At 31.1% G+C, this 17,200-nt stretch carries 15 protein-coding genes; 1 reads left to right on the forward strand and 14 read right to left on the reverse strand.

What is annotated here, in order from left to right; genetic code table 11:
• Positions 1-37: 37 nt before the first annotated feature.
• The 12 genes from ACJDUG_RS07585 to ACJDUG_RS07640 all read right to left on the reverse strand — a co-directional run bounded on the left by ACJDUG_RS07585 (position 38) and on the right by ACJDUG_RS07640 (position 13,451).
• Positions 38-1,885 (reverse strand): APC family permease, encoded by a 1,848-nt coding sequence (locus ACJDUG_RS07585; protein ID WP_406769290.1) that lies wholly within the window; start codon positions 1,883-1,885, stop codon positions 38-40.
• A 186-nt stretch (positions 1,886-2,071) separates the two neighbouring features.
• Complete coding sequence (locus ACJDUG_RS07590) at positions 2,072-4,996, reverse strand: DNA topoisomerase IV subunit A (RefSeq protein WP_406769291.1); 2,925 nt, start codon at positions 4,994-4,996, stop codon at positions 2,072-2,074.
• Between the two features lie 17 nt (positions 4,997-5,013).
• The gene (locus tag ACJDUG_RS07595) at positions 5,014-6,969 is read right to left on the reverse strand and encodes a DNA gyrase/topoisomerase IV subunit B (RefSeq protein WP_406769292.1); all 1,956 of its coding nucleotides are present in this window, start codon (positions 6,967-6,969) and stop codon (positions 5,014-5,016) included.
• 270 nt (positions 6,970-7,239) lie between these two features.
• The gene (locus ACJDUG_RS07600; RefSeq protein ID WP_406769293.1) at positions 7,240-7,578 is read right to left on the reverse strand and encodes an arsenate reductase family protein; all 339 of its coding nucleotides are present in this window, start codon (positions 7,576-7,578) and stop codon (positions 7,240-7,242) included.
• Between the two features lie 84 nt (positions 7,579-7,662).
• Positions 7,663-8,418 carry a hypothetical protein gene (locus tag ACJDUG_RS07605; protein ID WP_406769294.1) on the reverse strand — a complete coding sequence of 252 codons (756 nt, stop codon included), beginning with the start codon at positions 8,416-8,418 and terminating at the stop codon, positions 7,663-7,665.
• Complete coding sequence (locus ACJDUG_RS07610; protein WP_406769295.1) at positions 8,405-9,331, reverse strand: ABC transporter ATP-binding protein; 927 nt, start codon at positions 9,329-9,331, stop codon at positions 8,405-8,407. Before ACJDUG_RS07610 ends, ACJDUG_RS07605 begins: the two co-directional genes overlap by 14 nt.
• 1 nt (position 9,332) lies before the next feature.
• Entirely contained in the window at positions 9,333-9,539 is a 207-nt protein-coding gene (locus tag ACJDUG_RS07615; protein WP_406769296.1) for a PLD nuclease N-terminal domain-containing protein, read from the reverse strand.
• A gap of 129 nt (positions 9,540-9,668) precedes the next feature.
• Positions 9,669-9,872: a sigmaY antisigma factor component gene (locus ACJDUG_RS07620; RefSeq protein WP_406769297.1), complete on the reverse strand. Its 204-nt coding sequence runs from the start codon at positions 9,870-9,872 to the stop codon at positions 9,669-9,671.
• Entirely contained in the window at positions 9,869-10,198 is a 330-nt protein-coding gene (locus tag ACJDUG_RS07625) for a hypothetical protein (protein ID WP_406769298.1), read from the reverse strand. The genes ACJDUG_RS07620 and ACJDUG_RS07625 overlap by 4 nt, the downstream gene beginning before the upstream one ends.
• Complete coding sequence (gene sigY / locus ACJDUG_RS07630; RefSeq protein ID WP_406769299.1) at positions 10,198-10,731, reverse strand: RNA polymerase sigma factor SigY; 534 nt, start codon at positions 10,729-10,731, stop codon at positions 10,198-10,200. The genes ACJDUG_RS07625 and sigY overlap by 1 nt, the downstream gene beginning before the upstream one ends.
• A 146-nt stretch (positions 10,732-10,877) precedes the next feature.
• Positions 10,878-13,064: a heavy metal translocating P-type ATPase gene (locus tag ACJDUG_RS07635; RefSeq protein ID WP_406769300.1), complete on the reverse strand. Its 2,187-nt coding sequence runs from the start codon at positions 13,062-13,064 to the stop codon at positions 10,878-10,880.
• 27 nt (positions 13,065-13,091) lie between these two features.
• Positions 13,092-13,451 (reverse strand): ArsR/SmtB family transcription factor, encoded by a 360-nt coding sequence (locus ACJDUG_RS07640; RefSeq protein WP_406769301.1) that lies wholly within the window; start codon positions 13,449-13,451, stop codon positions 13,092-13,094.
• 297 nt (positions 13,452-13,748) lie between these two features.
• On the opposite strand from ACJDUG_RS07640, the gene ACJDUG_RS07645 reads away from it, so the two are divergent.
• On the forward strand, positions 13,749-14,246 hold the full coding sequence (locus ACJDUG_RS07645) for a shikimate kinase (protein WP_406769302.1): 498 nt from the start codon (positions 13,749-13,751) through the stop codon (positions 14,244-14,246).
• On the opposite strand, the gene aroD is transcribed toward ACJDUG_RS07645, so the two are convergent.
• Positions 14,243-15,001, reverse strand: a complete 759-nt coding sequence (gene aroD, locus ACJDUG_RS07650; protein ID WP_406769303.1) for a type I 3-dehydroquinate dehydratase — start codon at positions 14,999-15,001, stop codon at positions 14,243-14,245. The two genes, ACJDUG_RS07645 and aroD, sit on opposite strands and share 4 nt — an antisense overlap.
• 196 nt (positions 15,002-15,197) lie before the next feature.
• Positions 15,198-17,078 (reverse strand): molecular chaperone HtpG, encoded by a 1,881-nt coding sequence (gene htpG, locus ACJDUG_RS07655; protein ID WP_406769304.1) that lies wholly within the window; start codon positions 17,076-17,078, stop codon positions 15,198-15,200.
• Positions 17,079-17,200 lie beyond the last annotated feature (122 nt).

Here is a 17,200-nt window from a genome sequence, read left to right on the forward strand (position 1 = left end):
TGCAAAAAATTCCTAGAAAGGCTTCTAGGAATTTAATTTATTCTTCAATAATATAAGGCACTGTAACTACAACTATATTTCTCTTTTTATAAAGCATATTCTTTATAAATAAAGATGTTTGATTATGAAGCACATTATGCCACCATTTAGTAATTACAAATTGTGTAAGTACAACGGTAACTATATCGCCAGGTTTAGAATCATGTTCCTCAGAATCAATAAAGTTTACTAATGGCTCATAGATATCTCTATAAGGTGAACGCTTAATAACTAGTGGCACACCTACATTGTAGTCCTCCCACTTTTTCTTTAGCTTCTCAGTTGCATCAGTATCAACAGAAACATGAAAGGCAACTATATTGCTTGATATAGTTTTTGCATAATTAAGGGCTTTTAAAAAGGATCTATTTAAAGTATCTACCAAAATAACTACGTGCTGTTTATCCTCAGAAGGAGTAATATCCTTTGGTCTAATATTTAATGGAAGCTTAAGTTGTTCTGCAACCTTTCCATAATGCCTTCTGATTCTTAACATTACGATAACAAAAGTAGGTATTAATATGAATACTAGCCAAGCCCCATGAACAAACTTTGTAACACCAATAATTACAACTGTAACAAAGGTTACTAAAGCACCCAATCCATTAATAAAGGCCTTATGTCTCCAACCTGACTGCTTACCCTTTATCCATTTAGTAAACATACCTGTTTGAGATAATGTAAAGGAAATAAATACACCTACAGCATATAGAGGCATAAGTAAATGTGTATCCCCTTTAAATAATATTATTAATATTGCTGCTGCTGTATAAAGCATTATAATTCCGTTTGAAAAGCTGAGTCTATTTCCTCTTTTAGTAAATTGTTTTGGTGCAAAGCCGTCTCTAGATATAAAAGACAGCAAAAGCGGAAAATCAGCAAATGCTGTATTTGCAGCCATTATAAGAATCAAGGCCGTTGTTGCCTGCAGGGCATAAAACATAATATTATTATTGCCAAATACCTGCCATCCAATTTGTGCAATTACTGTATACTTTTCACTTGGAACAGCATGATAAATAGTTGAAAGATAAGATAATCCTCCAAAAATAAATAACACTGTTACTGCCAAAAGTCCAAGAACTATTTTTGCATGTTTTTGGGCTGGTGCTTTGAAATTTGGAATTCCATCACTTACCGCCTCAACCCCTGTTAACGCTGTACAACCAGATGCAAATGCCCTAAGAAATAATACTAACGTTATACTATTTAAAGGATTAACAGGTTCAATAGGTATTATGGGCGCTGGATTATAATTAAGAATAAAATGCCTAATAACACCAGTAATAATAAGTACAGCTACCGTAACCATAAAGAGATAGGTTGGCACTCCAAATAGCTTAGCAGAGTCCCTCAATCCTCTTAAATTACCTATTGTAAGAAATGTTATAATAATCAAGGTAATTATTACTTTATAATTTAGCAAGAAAGGCAAAGCAGAGGTAATTGCTGCTGTTCCCGCGCAAGTACTAACTGCCACAGTTAAAATATAGTCAATACATAAGGCAGCTGCAGCCGTCAAGGAAGGTATTGTTCCAAGGTTATCCTTAGAAACAATGTATGATCCTCCTCCTAAAGGATAATTGTCTATTGTCTGTCTATATGAAAAAACCAATAAGAACAGTAAAAATACAATACACAATGCGGCATAAAACATATATTTATATGACATTACTCCAATTACAGGTATAAGAACCCACAAAATTTCCTCGCCAGCATATGCTACTGAGGAAATAGCATCACTTGATAGTACTGGAAGGCCCCAAAGTACGCTAAATTTTTCGTGTTTTAATTGATCAGTTGTTAATGATTTACCGATTAATAATTTTTTTAATTTTGAAAACATAGTTTATCTCCTGCTTACTTTTTAACATTCTTAAATTATATAGTAGGTAAAGAGTATGTACAAACCCTTATCTAGCCATTTTTTCATTAAAAAACCTTATTATCAGCAAATTATTCATATAAATTTTACATTTAGTTTGATTTTCGTTAAGAATCTCCTGTTATATACGTTTTCCAATTTATTTTATTACATTAGTTTTACTTCTTTTACAAATTCATCAAATATTACCAGCATAAGACTTACTCCCCTGCCAGCTCTGTTTTGCCTTCTTAATTCGCTAAGTTTTACATTTTTCTTATTTTTTTTATTGCTGACTAACATTATTTCTTTATCTTTTAAACTTGATACTGCAATTTCATCTGAATTATTAAATATAATTTGTCCATGTGTTGAGAATATTACCTCATCTTCGTCCTTAAGACTTATTCCAATTACCCCTGATGCTAGCTTTCCCATATACGGTATATCTTCACTGCTTATTTTTATTGCAAAGGCCTTTTGGGTTACTATCAAAATTTCATCAGAAACCACTTCAGAAATAAAATCAATTGCTATTAGCCTATCCTCTGAAGACTTAAATTTATAGCCTTGGGTAATTTGATAATCTCCAACAAATTCATCAAGTTTAGTTTTCTTAACTAGTCCTTTTTTACTAATAAAAATAACACTTAGCCTAGCAAATGAATTTACGTAATTATAAATGTTCAAGATCTTTGTCTGTTTATTTAAAGCCTCACCAAATAATGTATTTAAATTGATACCCTCTTCACCTACATTAGCAAATAGTGCACTTGAAAGGTTCAATACACTACCATTACTTAAGAACATTAACATTTTTTCCTGAGAATTTGTAAATATATGTTTATCCTTTTTGCTAATAATATGATTATTAGCACTGCTTCTTATTAAACCATCTGAGCTTATGGATAGAAAAAACTCCTTAAATTCTCCTTCAGCTGAAAGCCTAACTGTACTAATTTCATCATTGATTGGCAAGCTTATTAGTGCTGATGCAGAAAGGTTTCTATCAAGATTTTCAAGTTTTGGCTCCATTATTGTAAAATTTAGTCCCTGCATAGTAGTAATTTCGATAAACTCTTCTCGCCTGTCTTTTGACACTAAACTTATATTGATTAAAAACTCAGAATCTTTAAGTTTTATAGCCTGAAGTTTTGAGTAATTAGTAGTGAATTTATCCAAAGAAGTTTTCTTAATATTTCCTTTATTGGTTATAAAAATAAGTTCCTTTTCATTAGAAAAATTATTCAGAGAATATGCTGTTAATAATTTTTCTTTTGAAAGATCTACTGTTTTTATAATTTCATCTAATCTAATGCCCTTATCCTTCCACTTAAATTCAGGAACATTATTTCCCTTTAATTGATACATATTTCCCTTATCTGTAAAAAATATAACTACATCTGTTGTATTTGATTCAAAAACAAGATTTATAGAATCCCCTTCTCTATATTCAATATCAGCTGCATCTAAGTTTGATCGATTATAGGATTTAAGCGGTACTCTTTTTATAAACCCATCTTTAGATAGGGTAATTATAGTATCTTCTACAATAATTAGTTCTTCTACATCTATTTTAGCTTCTTCATCATCTTCTATAATAGTTGTCTTTCTATCATTGCTATATTTTTCTTTAATTTCAAGTAGTTCTTTCTTTATTACCTTATAGAGTTCTTTTTCACTATCGAGTATTCTTTTAAGGCCTTTTATTAGTTTTTCTAATTCCTTATATTCCTTTTCAAAGGTTATTATTTCAAGTCCTGTAAGCTTATAAAGCATAAGTTCCACAATTGCCTCTGCTTGAAGCTCAGTAAAGCCAAAGGTTTTCATTAAATTAGTTTCAGCATCTCTCTTAGATTTTGATGCTCTTATTAAAGCTATAATTTCGTCTAAAATTCCTATAGCCTTAATAAATCCTTCTACAATGTGAAATCTTTTTTCTGCTATCTGAAGTTCCTTTTTAGTTCTTCTTGTTATAACTTCCTTTTGATGATTTACATAATGCATTAAAATTGCTTTAAGTCCTAAGGTTTCTGGCTTTCCATTAGCAAGGGCCACCATGTTAAAACTAATATTGCTCTGCAGGTCGGTCTTTTTAAATAAATATTTAAGGAGCTTTTCCGCTGCCTCTGCATCTACAGACTTTTTCAGTTCTATTACTGCTCTGATACCATTTCTATCTGATTCATCCCTTATATCAATTATTCCTTCTAATGCTTTCGTATGCTTTTTGTCTTCAGTCATTTCAGATATGGTTTGAAGCAGCCTAGCTTTTGATTTTCTAAAAGGGAATTCTGTTATTACTATTCCCAGCTTTCCGCTTTCCAGCTTTTCTACCTTTGTTTTTGCTCTTAAGGTTACCTTTCCCTCACCAGTTTCATAAGCAGATTTAAGTGAGTTTTTGCCTATAATAATGCCACCGGTTGGAAGATCAGGACCTTTAATAAATTTTAAAAGTTCACTAGTTGTTATTTCATTATTTTCTATGTAAGCTAATGTACCATCTATAACTTCATTTAAATTATGCGGTGGTATGTTTGTTGCAAGTCCAACTGCTATACCGAAGGCACCATTTACAAGCAGATTAGGATATCTTCCTGGTAAAACCTTAGGCTCTAATTCAGTATTCGAATAATTATCTTCCATGTCCACAATATCTTTATCAATATCTTTTAGCATTTCCATAGCAAGTGGAGTAAGCCTAGCTTCTGTATAACGCATAGCAGCAGCGCTGTCTCCATCCTGGCTTCCCCAGTTACCATGTCCATCTATTAAAGGCATCCTGGTTGAAAAATCCTGGGCCAATATGACCATTGACTCATAAACAGAGGAATCACCATGAGGGTGATATTTACCTAGAATATCTCCAACTATTCTTGCTGATTTAAAATAAGGTTTATCCGGATATGCTCTTAGGCTATAGGCTCCGTATAAAATTCTTCTATGTACAGGTTTAAGGCCGTCCCTTACATCTGGGAGAGCTCTATCCTTTGCTACTTCAACTGCATATGGAAGATAATTATCCGGCATAGCCTCTTCTAATGGGATTTTAATTATATTATTATCCTTTGGAATATCATTCTTCTTAGCCATGTAATTCAACCTTTCTTCTAAAATTCTGCATACTTATACATGTAGTTTTTTCGAGGTTCAACTACATCACCCATAAGTAATGACACCATTTTTTCTGCCTTTGCTGCATCATCAATTGTAACCTGCTGAAGGGTTCTTGTTACCGGGTTAAGTGTGGTTTCCCAAAGCTGATCTGCATTCATTTCTCCTAAACCCTTATATCTTTGAAGCAGTGCACCTTTTCCTACTTCCTTTTTAACTTTTTCAAGTTCCTCATCACTATAGGCGTATCGAATTAACTCTCCTTTTTTATCATTTTTATATACCTTGTAAAGAGGTGGCAGCGCAATAAATAAATGTCCATTTGCTATTAAGGATTTCATATACCTATATATATAAGTCATCCATAAAGTTCTTATGTGATATCCATCTACATCAGCATCTGACATAATTATTATTTTACCATACTTTAAATCTTCCTCTCTATAATTTTCAAGTACTCCAGTGCCTATAGCTGCATTAAAAATTTTTAATTCCTCACTGCCAAGTACGTTTTCAAGCTTTTGTTTTTCTGTATTCATAATTTTACCTTTAGAAGGCATAATGGTTTGAAATCTTCTGTCTCTAGCTTGCTTAGCACTTCCTCCAGCAGAATCACCTTCTACAACTATAAATTCACAAAGAGAGGTTTCCTTTAAGGTACATACAGCTATTTTACCAGCAAGAGGCGCTGTTCCTTTTCCTATTTTTTTCTTTTCAGCTTCATTTATTTTTTTTATTTTTTCTCTTCTTTGAGCTGCATCTATGGCATTATTAATAAAAATTGAGGCTGTCTCTTTATTATCTTCTATCCATTCGCTAAACCTTGTATAGCATAATTCATTCATCATGGTGTAGGCTTCATTGTTGCCTAGTTTATTTTTAGTTTGACCTTCGAATACAGGATTGCTTATTTTTATTCTAACAATTGCTGTTAATCCTTCTCTTAAGTCATCACCTTCAAATTCCTTATCCTTTTCTTTAAGTAAATTAAGCTTTTTAGCCCATTCTTTAAATGCTCTAGTCATTCCAGTTTTAAAACCACTTTCATGTGTGCCTGCATCCCTTGTAGGAATATTGTTTACATAACTTGCAATATATTCACTAGTAGAATCAGTAAACTGCATACATACTTCGCCATACATACTAATTCCGTTTATATCTCTTTCACCCTCAAAAGTAATTGGTTCTTGGTGAAGCACACTTTTACTTTCATTTAAGTAGTCAATAAAATCTAAGAGTCCTCTATCTGAATGGTATTCTTTAATAATAGTTTCTGGGTTTCTCTCATCTTTTAGAACCAAGGTTATTCCTTTATTTTGAAAAGCCAGTTCCTGAAGCCTTTCATCTATAACCTCAAATTTAAATTCCGTAGTAGAAAATACCTCTTTATCAGCCATGAAGGTTACCTTAGTTCCGGTTTCCTTAGTTTTACCTATTGCTTTTAATGGAGTAACAGGTGTACCTGGCATTTTCTTTTTCAGCTTACTATCATAAGCATACTCAAATCTTTGTTTATAAATCTCTCCATTTTGATATACCTCTACTTCAAGCCATTCCGATAGTGAATTCACTACAGCTGCACCTACACCATGTAATCCGCCAGAGGTTTTATAATTTTTATTATCGAATTTTCCTCCAGTATGTAGTTCAGTAAATACCATTTCTACTCCAGATTTCTTTTTTACTGGGTGAATGCCTGTTGGTATTCCTCTTCCATTATCAATTACTGAAACACTTCTATCTTTATTTAAACTTATTATTATTTTATTTCCAAACCCATTTGAAAGTTCATCTATTGAATTATCTAATACTTCCCATAGGCAGTGATGAAGCCCTTTGGAACCTGTAGAGCCAATATACATACCTGGCCTCACACGCACAGGTTCTAATTTTTCTAAGGATGTTAAATCTGTAACATCATAGGTACCTTTCACCTTGTTCTCATTTTCCATCCATACCCCTCCTGTATTTCTATATTGTACGTAACAATATTAATTGCTGCGCCTCCTGTTTTTCTCCGTAGCATATAAGTATTCTTAATCTTTATGCCTCCTGAATTCCTATTAACGCTAATTACTTTACTAATTAATTGTATATCATTTTTATAAAATGTAAAGTAATGTGCTTAGAACATTTGTTCTATTTTAATACACAATTGCTTATAAATCAATAGGCAACCAGCTTCCTTTATGCTGATTGCCTATTCTTTATGCATATCAATATTATTCCCAAGTACTCCAAATTTCTGGCTCATACCCTACTGTTGCTATTTTTCCATTACGAACTATGGGCATCTTATAAAGCTTTGGGTTATTAAGTAAAAGTTCTTCTTTAACACTATCACTTCTAATATTTACTATGTTCAGTTTTACATATTCTTTAGATTTTTCATCAATTAAATTCTTTAATCCAACTGCTGCTCGTACACTTTCTAACTCCCTTTTACTTAGTGTCTTTTCATTTAAATCTATAAATTGATACTTAATTTTTCTCTCCTTAAAATAACGTTCAGCCTTTTGTGTATCAAAGGACTTTTTAACTCCGAATATTTGTATGTTCATTTAACATTTCTCCTTACAAATAATAATTAACATTATTATTTTACACCAAATGTGTTGTGCATAAAGATGAACTTATTAAAAAAACTAAATAACTTCAACTTTATTCATTTTTGCAATTGTAAATATTATCAATAAAGCAGATAGAGCTAAAACAAATATAATTGAGGTACTACAATCTTGAAAAGTAAATTTATTGGCTGCGTTTATTAAGTTATAGGGTATAAATTTACTTATTGATTTTATTCCTGCAAGAGGTATAGTTAAGAAATTTACTGCAAACGTAGTAATTCCTGCTATTAGTCCCTTCTTAGACAGTGAGCTAAAGAATAATGTAAGGGCTATATTAAATATAAAATAGATAAATACTAAGGTAATTGCTGGTATCAATTTGGAAAAAGTTACTGTATCATTAGTAAATAAAATAGTTACATAATAGTAATTAACTAAGAAACCTAAAATAGTAAATATAAGCACTGCCATTAAGTAACTTATAAACTTAGCTAACACCATATTTTCCGGGCATGCACCTTTCGAATATGGGAAAACCAGCTTTTGGTTATTTATTTCATCGCTGAGTGTACCGCTAAATACAAACACAACAAATAGAAGTCCTATTTGATTTAAATCCTTAATATAGCTTTGAAGCGCAGTTTTTTGTGTAGTTATTAATAATGAACTTATATCAGCAGGAAGCTGATTTTTTAAAATATTAGGCAGAAGCTTAAGCATAATTGGATCCAGTAAAGCAAATAATAGTATTCCTGCCGCTAGCATTATGAATTTATATTGCCTAATTGATTCCATAAACTCTTTTTTAAAGAATGCTTTAAAGGTCCACATTATTACTCACCATCCTTAAAAATATATCCTCTAAGTTGCTTTTTCTTAAATTAAAAGAAACAATAGGATTTTCAAAGCTATCTAAGTACTTTAAAAGATATTTCTTAGCCATATTTAAATCGCTTACATAAACTGTGAGTTCATTTCTATGCACTACTGCGTTTTGAATCCAGTCAAAAGTAAGAAGTTTTTCTTTTATACTTAAACAATCCTGTTCAAATTCCACATCATAAATAGGCTGAATATATTTATTCCTTAGTTCTTCAAGGCCTTCTGATATTATTATCTTACCCTGGTGAAGAATACTGACTTCATCGCAGACTCTTTCTACATCATTTAGAATATGAGTTGAAAGAAATACAGTTGTACCATTTTTTTTCAGGTCTTGAATAAGTTCAAGTATTTCCATTCTTCCTTCTGGGTCTAATGCAGAGGTTGGTTCATCTAAAATTAATATCTCAGGCATGTTAAACATAGCAACAGCAATACCAAAGCGCTGAATCATACCGCCTGAGTATGTCCCTATCTTTCTTCTAGAAGCATCCTTTAGCTTTACTATATTAAGTACCTCTTCGCTTCTTTCATTTATTTTTTTACCAGACATTTTATTAATGGTACCTATAAAATTTAAGTATTCAAGGGCTGTCATATACCCATAGAAAACTGGATTTTGAGGCAGATATCCAACTGCCCGAAGTAGTTCTCTTTTATTTTCTTTCATCAGCTTTCCATTTAGGTATATTTCCCCGCTATTATACCCTATTAACCCAGTTAAGATATTCATAGTCGTAGTTTTTCCAGCTCCATTTTGTCCTAAAAAGCCATATATCATTCCTTTCTTTATTTCAAAGGATATGCCTTTTAATACTTCAAGGCTGCCATAGTTTTTTGTAAGATTTATAACCTTTAGCATTTTAATCCCTCTCTCTTCCTATAAGTAAATAGAAAATGGGGCCAACCAGATTGATGAAAATAATAATAAGTGCCCAAGCCCATTTGGGTAGAAATTTAACCTTGTCTTTTGTTAATCTGTAAAGGCAGAAAGCCATAAGACAAACTTCAAATATAACTAGTGGAAGTAAAAGCTTAATTATTTCCATGTTACTCATTCCTTGAAACATGATATCTCTCCTTTTCAATTTCAAAAGGGACGGTTCCTTTTGATTTTAAATAAATTTTAGATAGTTTCTTTTGATTTTCGAGATGGTTCCTTTTGATTTTTAATCATAAGGAACCGTCCCTTTTAGTTTTTAGTTTTTGTCTTTTTTTAGTATAATTCTAGTAACGATTAAGTAAATTATAAGGGACTGGGGACAATTAATAAGTCCAAATAACCCCCACAACCAATAGGCTCTTTCTTTCCTTTTTCTAGCATCTAAAAAAATCCAAGTCGCTTGTGCTATTAATAGTGGAATTACAAATAGTAATATTATTAATATTTTATTTCTTGTCATTGCAGTCCCTCCTTTGCTTTTAAATGTTTAGAAATTGGTATAAGTATAAATGGCATAAGTATATAAATAATTATTTCTATAACTAAAATGAGCCTAGGATTTAAATTAATAGCAACAACAGTAACAGTGAGTAAAATTGAAAGACACAGTGAAATAAATCCTAAGATTTCTAATTTTACTTTTCTTTTGTCCTCTTTAATTGCTTCTGCTTTTGCTATGACTTCTAAAATATTTACTTCAATAGGAACGTCAAAATCCATTAAAATATCCATTTTCTTTAAAGCTTTTTTATATTTATCTGGATAATCACCTTTTCCAAAATCCATTATATTAAACCCCTTTCTTCAAATTCTGAAGCAATTTGCTTTATAGCGTTATTAAGTCTTGACCGGACAGTTCCAACGGGACATTTCATTATTTGTGCAATTTCTTCATATTTGTAACCATAATAATGCTTTAATATAAATACTGCTCTTTTTTCATAGGATATGTTAAGCAGGATATTCATGACTTCCTCATATTCCAGGCTATTTATAACGCTGTCTTCTAAACTTATTGACCCAATGTCAATATTATCATTAATTTCTTCAGAAACCTTATTTTTTCTTAAGTAATCAATGTACACATTAGTTGATATTTTAATTATCCAAGTTGAAAACTTATACTCTGGCTTAAATTTATGAATGTTTAAAACAGCTTTAAGCATACTTTCTTGAATTATGTCCTCTGAAAGCACTTTATTTCCTGTCATTTTAATAATATAACCCTTAAGTACGTTAAAGTTGTTTGTAAGTAGAGTGTTAAGTGCACTCTTATTTCCCTGTTTTGCTTTATTTACAAGATCTAATTCCTCCAACACTCTGCCTCCCTTCACATATAGTTTAACGAAATAATAAGCAAAAAGTTCATTAAACTGTAAAAAAATAAAAGGTATACAAAAATTATTTATAATTCAAGTATACCTTCTCTTATAACCAAATATTTTCTAAATTTAAAGTTAAAGTTCTATAGCTTATCAGTCTTTAAAGCTCTCATTGAGTTTAATACTGCAAGTAATGCTACACCAACATCTCCAAATACAGCTTCCCACATAGTTCCAAGCCCTAATGCTATGATTACTAATAAAATAAATTTAATTCCTAAGGCGAAGATTATATTTTGCATTACTATTTTTTTTGTTTTCTTTGCTATTTTTATAGCTTTTACTATTTTTGATGGTTCATCTGTCATAATAACAACATCAGAGGCTTCAATTGCTGCATCAGAACCTACTCCTCCCATTGCTATTCCTATATCTGCTCTTGCAAGTACCGGGGCATCATTTATTCCATCACCTACAAACATTAATTTGCCCTTTCTTGATTTTTCTTTATTTAATAATTCTAGTTTTTCCACCTTCTGATCTGGAAGTAATTCAGTATAAGCTTCATCAACATTAAGTGTTTTTGCAATTTCTGTTCCAACAATTTTATTGTCTCCTGAAAGCATTACTGTTTTCTTTATTCCTATTGCCTTTAAATCCTTAATGGCTACTAAGGAGTCTTCCTTAATCTCATCAGATATTACAATATAACCAGCATATATTCTATCCACTGCAAGATGAACTACAGTGCCTACAGCAATTACATTTTTATAATTTATATTTTCCTTATCCATCAGTTTGTAATTTCCTGCAAGTATCTCTTTACCATACACTGTGGCCTTTATCCCATAGCCTGATAGTTCATCATAAGTATCAATTTTATCTTTATCTATATCATCATCATAGGCCTTTAATATTGAAGCAGCTATTGGATGGTTAGAATAACTTTCTGCAAATGCAGCAAGCTTTATAATTTCTTTATTTGTAAAATTATCTTCTGGTACTATATTAGTTACTTGAAATACGCCTTTTGTCAGGGTACCTGTTTTATCAAACACTGCGATTTCTACATTGTTTAATGCTTCAAGATAATTTCCTCCTTTAACAAGTATTCCATTTTTTGAAGCCCCTCCAATTCCACCAAAGAAACCAAGAGGTATAGATATGACTAAAGCACAAGGACAAGACACTACTAAGAATGATAATGCCCTATACAGCCATTGTGAGAAAGAAGTACCTTCAATAAATAAAGGAGGTATTATAGCTAGAATTACAGCAGTAAACACCACAATTGATGTGTAAATTCTTGCGAATTTTGTTATAAAATTTTCTGTTGGAGCTTTCTTACTGCTGGCATTTTGAACTAAATCCAGAATCTTAGAAACAGTGGAGTCCTTAAATTTCTTTTCTACTTTAATTGTTAATAGTCCATTTTTATTAATTACCCCGCCCAGAACATTGTCTCCTGCTAAAACCTTCTTTGGAACTGATTCACCAGTTAAAGCTGAGGCATCCACCATAGAATTACCTTCTATCACTGTGCCATCAAGAGGAACCTTTTCTCCTGGCTTAACAATTATAATATCACCTACTAGAACTTCCTCTGGTGATACTTTTTTTATATCTTCATTTACCTTTAAATTAGCAAAGTCAGGTCTTATATCCATAAGTGCAGTTATAGATTTTCTGGAATGATCTACAGCCATGTCTTGAAATAATTCTCCTACCTCATAAAACAGCATAACCGCAACTCCCTCTGGGTACTGTCCAATTGTAAATGCACCTATAGTGGCTATTGACATAAGAAAATTTTCATCAAATACTTGACCTTTTCTTATATTCTTAACTGCTTTTAGAATTACTTCTCCACCAATAAGCAAATAACTAATGAGGTATAATAAAGGCAGCTTAAATGCAGCTGCAGTAGCAAAGAAAGCTGCACCAACCACTAATTTAATAAGTTTACCTTTATTACTTTCATTATCAATTTCTTGTTCCTTCTTATCATCCTTTAAGCTATTAACAACCATAACGTCTGGTTCAATTCTCTTAACAATTTCATTAACTTTCTCTATAATAAAATCATCATTGGTTTTATTATCCATTTCTAGAAAAAGCTTTGTTGATACAAAATCTACTACAGCAGCTTTTACGCCTTCAATTTTACTAATCTCTCTTTCAATCTTCGCTGCACAACTAGCGCAGTCTAATCCTTTTAAAAGAAACTCTTTCTTTAGACTAGAATTAGAATTATTTAAGCTAATATTAGTTTTATTTTTTATCTCCGTTTTTATGATAACATTATTTGCTTTTTTAATTGCCTTGTCCATAATTTTCCATCCCCTTTAAGTCTAATATTATTCAGCTATATGGGCCATGCCTTGATCAAAAATACTTTTTATATGATCATCATCTAAGGAATAGTAAACTACTTTACCATCTTTTCTGTTTTTTACAATTCTTCCTTGTTTTAATACTCTCAATTGGTGTGATATAGCTGATTGAGTCATTCCAAGCAGTGCTGCTATATCGCAAACGCACATTTCAGCTTGAAATAAGGCACATAATATTTTAACCCTTGTTGAGTCTCCAAGAACCTTAAACAAATCTGCCAAATCATAAAGTGTTTCTTCCTTTGGAATATTCTCTTTTACTTTATTAACTACTTCTTCATGTATAACTATTGAGCTGCAACTTTCTATATTTTTTTCTTCCATATTCTCATTTCCTTCTTAGTAAAATATATGAATGTATGAATATCTGTTCATATATTCATTATATATAAAACTACCTAATTGTGTCAATAAAATACTAAAAATTATTTAACTAATATATATGTTTTCTATTTTAATTGATAAATATTTAAAAAAGCAGTGAAAAGTTTTGGAATTTAAACTGGTGTATTTTATATATATTGACAGAAAAATAAGCTGCTTGTAAACTGATTTAAGTGGAAAAGATAAATATAAAATTCTAAACAGGTAAAAAATTATCTTAAAATAGAGAGGTTATGCATGAAAAGCTTAAATAAAAATATAGCTCTAATAGGTTTATCTGGCTGCGGAAAAACCACTATTGGGGAAATAGTAGCAGAAAGGTTGTTTCTGCCCTTTTATGATGTGGATGATTATGTTGAAAAAAAAGAAAATAAGTTGATTAAAAATATTTTCCTATTAGGAGAGGATTATTTCAGAAAGTTGGAAACTGAGGCTATAGAAGAAATCAGTAAAAAATGTCCTATAGTCATCTCCACTGGTGGAGGCGTAGTTAAAGCTCAATGCAATATGGAAACACTTCAAAAAAACTCTATTATTTTCTTTATAAATCGTCCAATAGAAAATATTATTAAGGATATTGATATTTCAAACCGTCCTCTATTAGCAGATGATATTTCAAAAATCTATAAGCTTTATGAGGAAAGATATTATCTTTATAAAAAATATTCCAATTTTGAAGTTTTAAATGATAATAAGCTAGAAGACGTAGTAAATAAAATAATAAAATTAATTTAAATCCTATGAATTAATTGTAGTGCATTATGCAGATCTTCTAACTTTAACTGACCAGGTGCAGAAGTTTTATTATAACCACCAAAAGTCACTGCAGATCCAAATATTTCACCTGTAATACGACTCAGGGTACCCATATCTGACATGGATACTGTAATAAGTGGCCTGTCAGCATATTTTTCTGACATAATAGCAGTTGCTTCTAATAATTTTAAAACATCTATTTTATTTTTTGGCATAACAGCAATCTTTAATATATCAGCTCCCAAATCCTGCATTTTTCTTAAGCGCTTTATTATTTCTTTTTTAGAAGGTGTCCCTTCAAAATCATGATTTGAGGCAACGACCTTTACATTTGCCCCATGAGCGCTTTCAATAATTTCTTTTACGATCTCATCACCTGTAAATAGTTCAACATCTATGAGGTCAACTAAGCCAGTTTCTGCTGCAGTTTTATTAAGTTCAACATAGTTTTCAGACTCTATTGCTTTTCCTCCGCCTTCTTTAGATGTACGATATGTAAATAGTAACGGAATGTTATTCAATGCAGGCACCAAATCTTTTAAAACAGCCTTTACTTTTTCAGTATCAAAAGCATCTTCAAAAACATCTACGCGCCATTCTACAATATCCACGTGTATATTAGAAAAGATTACTGCTTCTGCTATTATATCTTCTTTAGTCTTTTCAATAATAGGCACACAAACCTTTGGAATACCTTCACCTATTATTACATCTTTTATTTTTACTGTATTCATGTTAACCGCCTTAAATATCCAAATACAAATTTGGTTTTTATTAAACTATTATATCATTTTCTATGATGCTGTACTTATAGTCTTATTATCTTTTACTTGCTTTCTCATTGATTCCTAATGGAATAGAAACTATCTTTTACATATAAGTAAAGGGCCTTTAACAACTTTTGAAAGAAATGCTGTTAAAGGCCCTTAATTATTTCATAATTTTGCAGATATTGTTTGTAAATTCTACTGGATCATTTATTGGTAAGCCTTCAATTAAAAGAGCCTGATTATACAGTAAATTTGTGTAAAGCTCAAGTTTTTCTTTATCATGCTCAAAAGCATCTTTTAGTGCCTTGTAAATATCATGATTTATATTTATTTCTAAAACTTTATCTGCTTTTATATTTTGATTATTTGGCATGGAATTTAATACCTTTTCCATCTCAATTGATAGTTCGCCCTCGTTTGATAAACAAACTGGATGTTCTCTTAATCTTTTTGATGCTTTTACTGCTTTGACTTTATCAGATAAAATGTTATTCATGCTGTTAAAAAGTTCCTTGCTGGCTTCTTCTTCAGACTTTGATAAGTTATTATTTTCGTCTGCCTCAATACCTAAGTCTCCGCTGGACACTGATTTAAATTCCTTTTCCTTGTAATTCATTATCATTTTAATTGCAAACTCATCAATATCATCTGTAAAGTAAAGAATTTCATAGCCTTTGTCTGATACAAGCTCTGTTTGAGGAAGTTTTTCAATTCTTTCCTTTGACTCACCTGCAGCATAATAGATGTACTTTTGTACTTCGGGCATTCTTGAAATATATTCACTTAAGGTAACCATTTTCTTTTCTTTAGAGGAATAAAACAATAATAAATCCTGAAGCACATCTTTTTCACTTCCGAAATCACTATATACACCGTACTTTAACTGTCTTCCGAAGGAAGTATAAAAAGCCTCATATTTTTCTCTATCATTCTTAAGCATGCTTTCTAGCTCATTCTTTATTTTGGTTTTTATATTTTTTGCAATAAGCTTTAACTGCCTATCGTGCTGCAGCACCTCTCTTGATATGTTTAGTGATAGATCCTCAGAATCAACTATGCCCTTTACAAAGCCAAAATAATCAGGCAGTAAATCAGCACATTTATTCATTATCATAACGCCATTTGAATAAAGCTCTAAGCCTTTTTCATATTCTTTTGTATAATAATCATAAGGAATACTTTCAGGTAAATACAAAATTGCATTATAGTTTACAGCGCCATCAACACTTGTATGAATATATCTTAGTGGCTTATCAAAGCCATAGTGTTTTTCTGAATAAAAGTTATCATAATCTTCTTTAGTAAGTTCATTTTTATTTTTTCTCCAAATAGGAACCATGCTGTTTATGACTTTTTCTACACTAATGTCTTCATATTCTTCTTCGCTGCCCTCTTTAAGCCTGCTTTCGGTTACATCCATCTTAATAGGGTATCTAATAAAGTCAGAATACTTCTTTATAATTGATTTTAGTCTATACTCATCGAGGAACTCATCATAATTTTCTTCTTCTGTATTAGCTTTAATTTTTAATATGATGTCAGTACCTACAGAAGCTTTTTCACACTCTTCAATGGTATAACATTCTATACCCTTAGATTCCCATCTATATGCCTTATCACTTCCTAAGGCTCTACTTATAACTGTAACTGTATCTGCCACCATAAATGCAGAATAGAACCCTACTCCAAATTGTCCAATTATATCATAGCCATCTTTTATTTCATTTTCTTTTTTAAATTGTAAGGATCCACTTTTTGCGATTACTCCAAGGTTTTCATCAAGTTCTTCTTTAGTCATTCCAATACCTGTATCAGAAATTTTTAAAATTCTGTTTTCCTTATCTAGCGCTACTTTAATAAAGAAATTTTCTTTATCAAAAGTCATTGATTCATCGGTTAATGCCTTGTAATAAATTTTATCAATAGCATCACTGGCATTTGATACAAGCTCCCTTAGAAAAATCTCCTTATTTGTGTAAATTGAGTTAATCATTAGGTCTAATAGTCTTTGAGACTCAGCTTTAAATTGTTTTGTTTCCATGAAAATCTCCCCTTCTATTATAAAAAGTGCATGGCTATTGCTATTATTCTTAATAACATAATTCGTTATTAAGATATAGTCATGTAATTTTTGTTAGCACTCTCGTCTAGCGAGTGCTAATA

Origin of the sequence: Candidatus Clostridium stratigraminis (assembly GCF_045310675.1) — a bacterium.
Lineage (GTDB): Bacteria > Bacillota > Clostridia > Clostridiales > Clostridiaceae > Clostridium_AT > Clostridium_AT stratigraminis.

Excerpts from the sequence above, each read along its gene's own strand:
- ACJDUG_RS07585 (WP_406769290.1), bottom strand. The coding sequence starts at position 1,885 with ATGTTTTCAAAATTAAAAAAATTATTAATCGGTAAATCATTAACAACT.
- ACJDUG_RS07590 (WP_406769291.1), bottom strand. The coding sequence starts at position 4,996 with ATGGCTAAGAAGAATGATATTCCAAAGGATAATAATATAATTAAAATC.
- ACJDUG_RS07595 (WP_406769292.1), bottom strand. The coding sequence starts at position 6,969 with ATGGAAAATGAGAACAAGGTGAAAGGTACCTATGATGTTACAGATTTA.
- ACJDUG_RS07600 (WP_406769293.1), bottom strand. The coding sequence starts at position 7,578 with ATGAACATACAAATATTCGGAGTTAAAAAGTCCTTTGATACACAAAAG.
- ACJDUG_RS07605 (WP_406769294.1), bottom strand. The coding sequence starts at position 8,418 with ATGTGGACCTTTAAAGCATTCTTTAAAAAAGAGTTTATGGAATCAATT.
- ACJDUG_RS07610 (WP_406769295.1), bottom strand. The coding sequence starts at position 9,331 with ATGCTAAAGGTTATAAATCTTACAAAAAACTATGGCAGCCTTGAAGTA.
- ACJDUG_RS07615 (WP_406769296.1), bottom strand. The coding sequence starts at position 9,539 with ATGTTTCAAGGAATGAGTAACATGGAAATAATTAAGCTTTTACTTCCA.
- ACJDUG_RS07620 (WP_406769297.1), bottom strand. The coding sequence starts at position 9,872 with ATGACAAGAAATAAAATATTAATAATATTACTATTTGTAATTCCACTA.
- ACJDUG_RS07625 (WP_406769298.1), bottom strand. The coding sequence starts at position 10,198 with ATGGATTTTGGAAAAGGTGATTATCCAGATAAATATAAAAAAGCTTTA.
- ACJDUG_RS07635 (WP_406769300.1), bottom strand. The coding sequence starts at position 13,064 with ATGGACAAGGCAATTAAAAAAGCAAATAATGTTATCATAAAAACGGAG.
- ACJDUG_RS07640 (WP_406769301.1), bottom strand. The coding sequence starts at position 13,451 with ATGGAAGAAAAAAATATAGAAAGTTGCAGCTCAATAGTTATACATGAA.
- ACJDUG_RS07645 (WP_406769302.1), top strand. The coding sequence starts at position 13,749 with ATGAAAAGCTTAAATAAAAATATAGCTCTAATAGGTTTATCTGGCTGC.
- aroD (WP_406769303.1), bottom strand. The coding sequence starts at position 15,001 with ATGAATACAGTAAAAATAAAAGATGTAATAATAGGTGAAGGTATTCCA.
- htpG (WP_406769304.1), bottom strand. The coding sequence starts at position 17,078 with ATGGAAACAAAACAATTTAAAGCTGAGTCTCAAAGACTATTAGACCTA.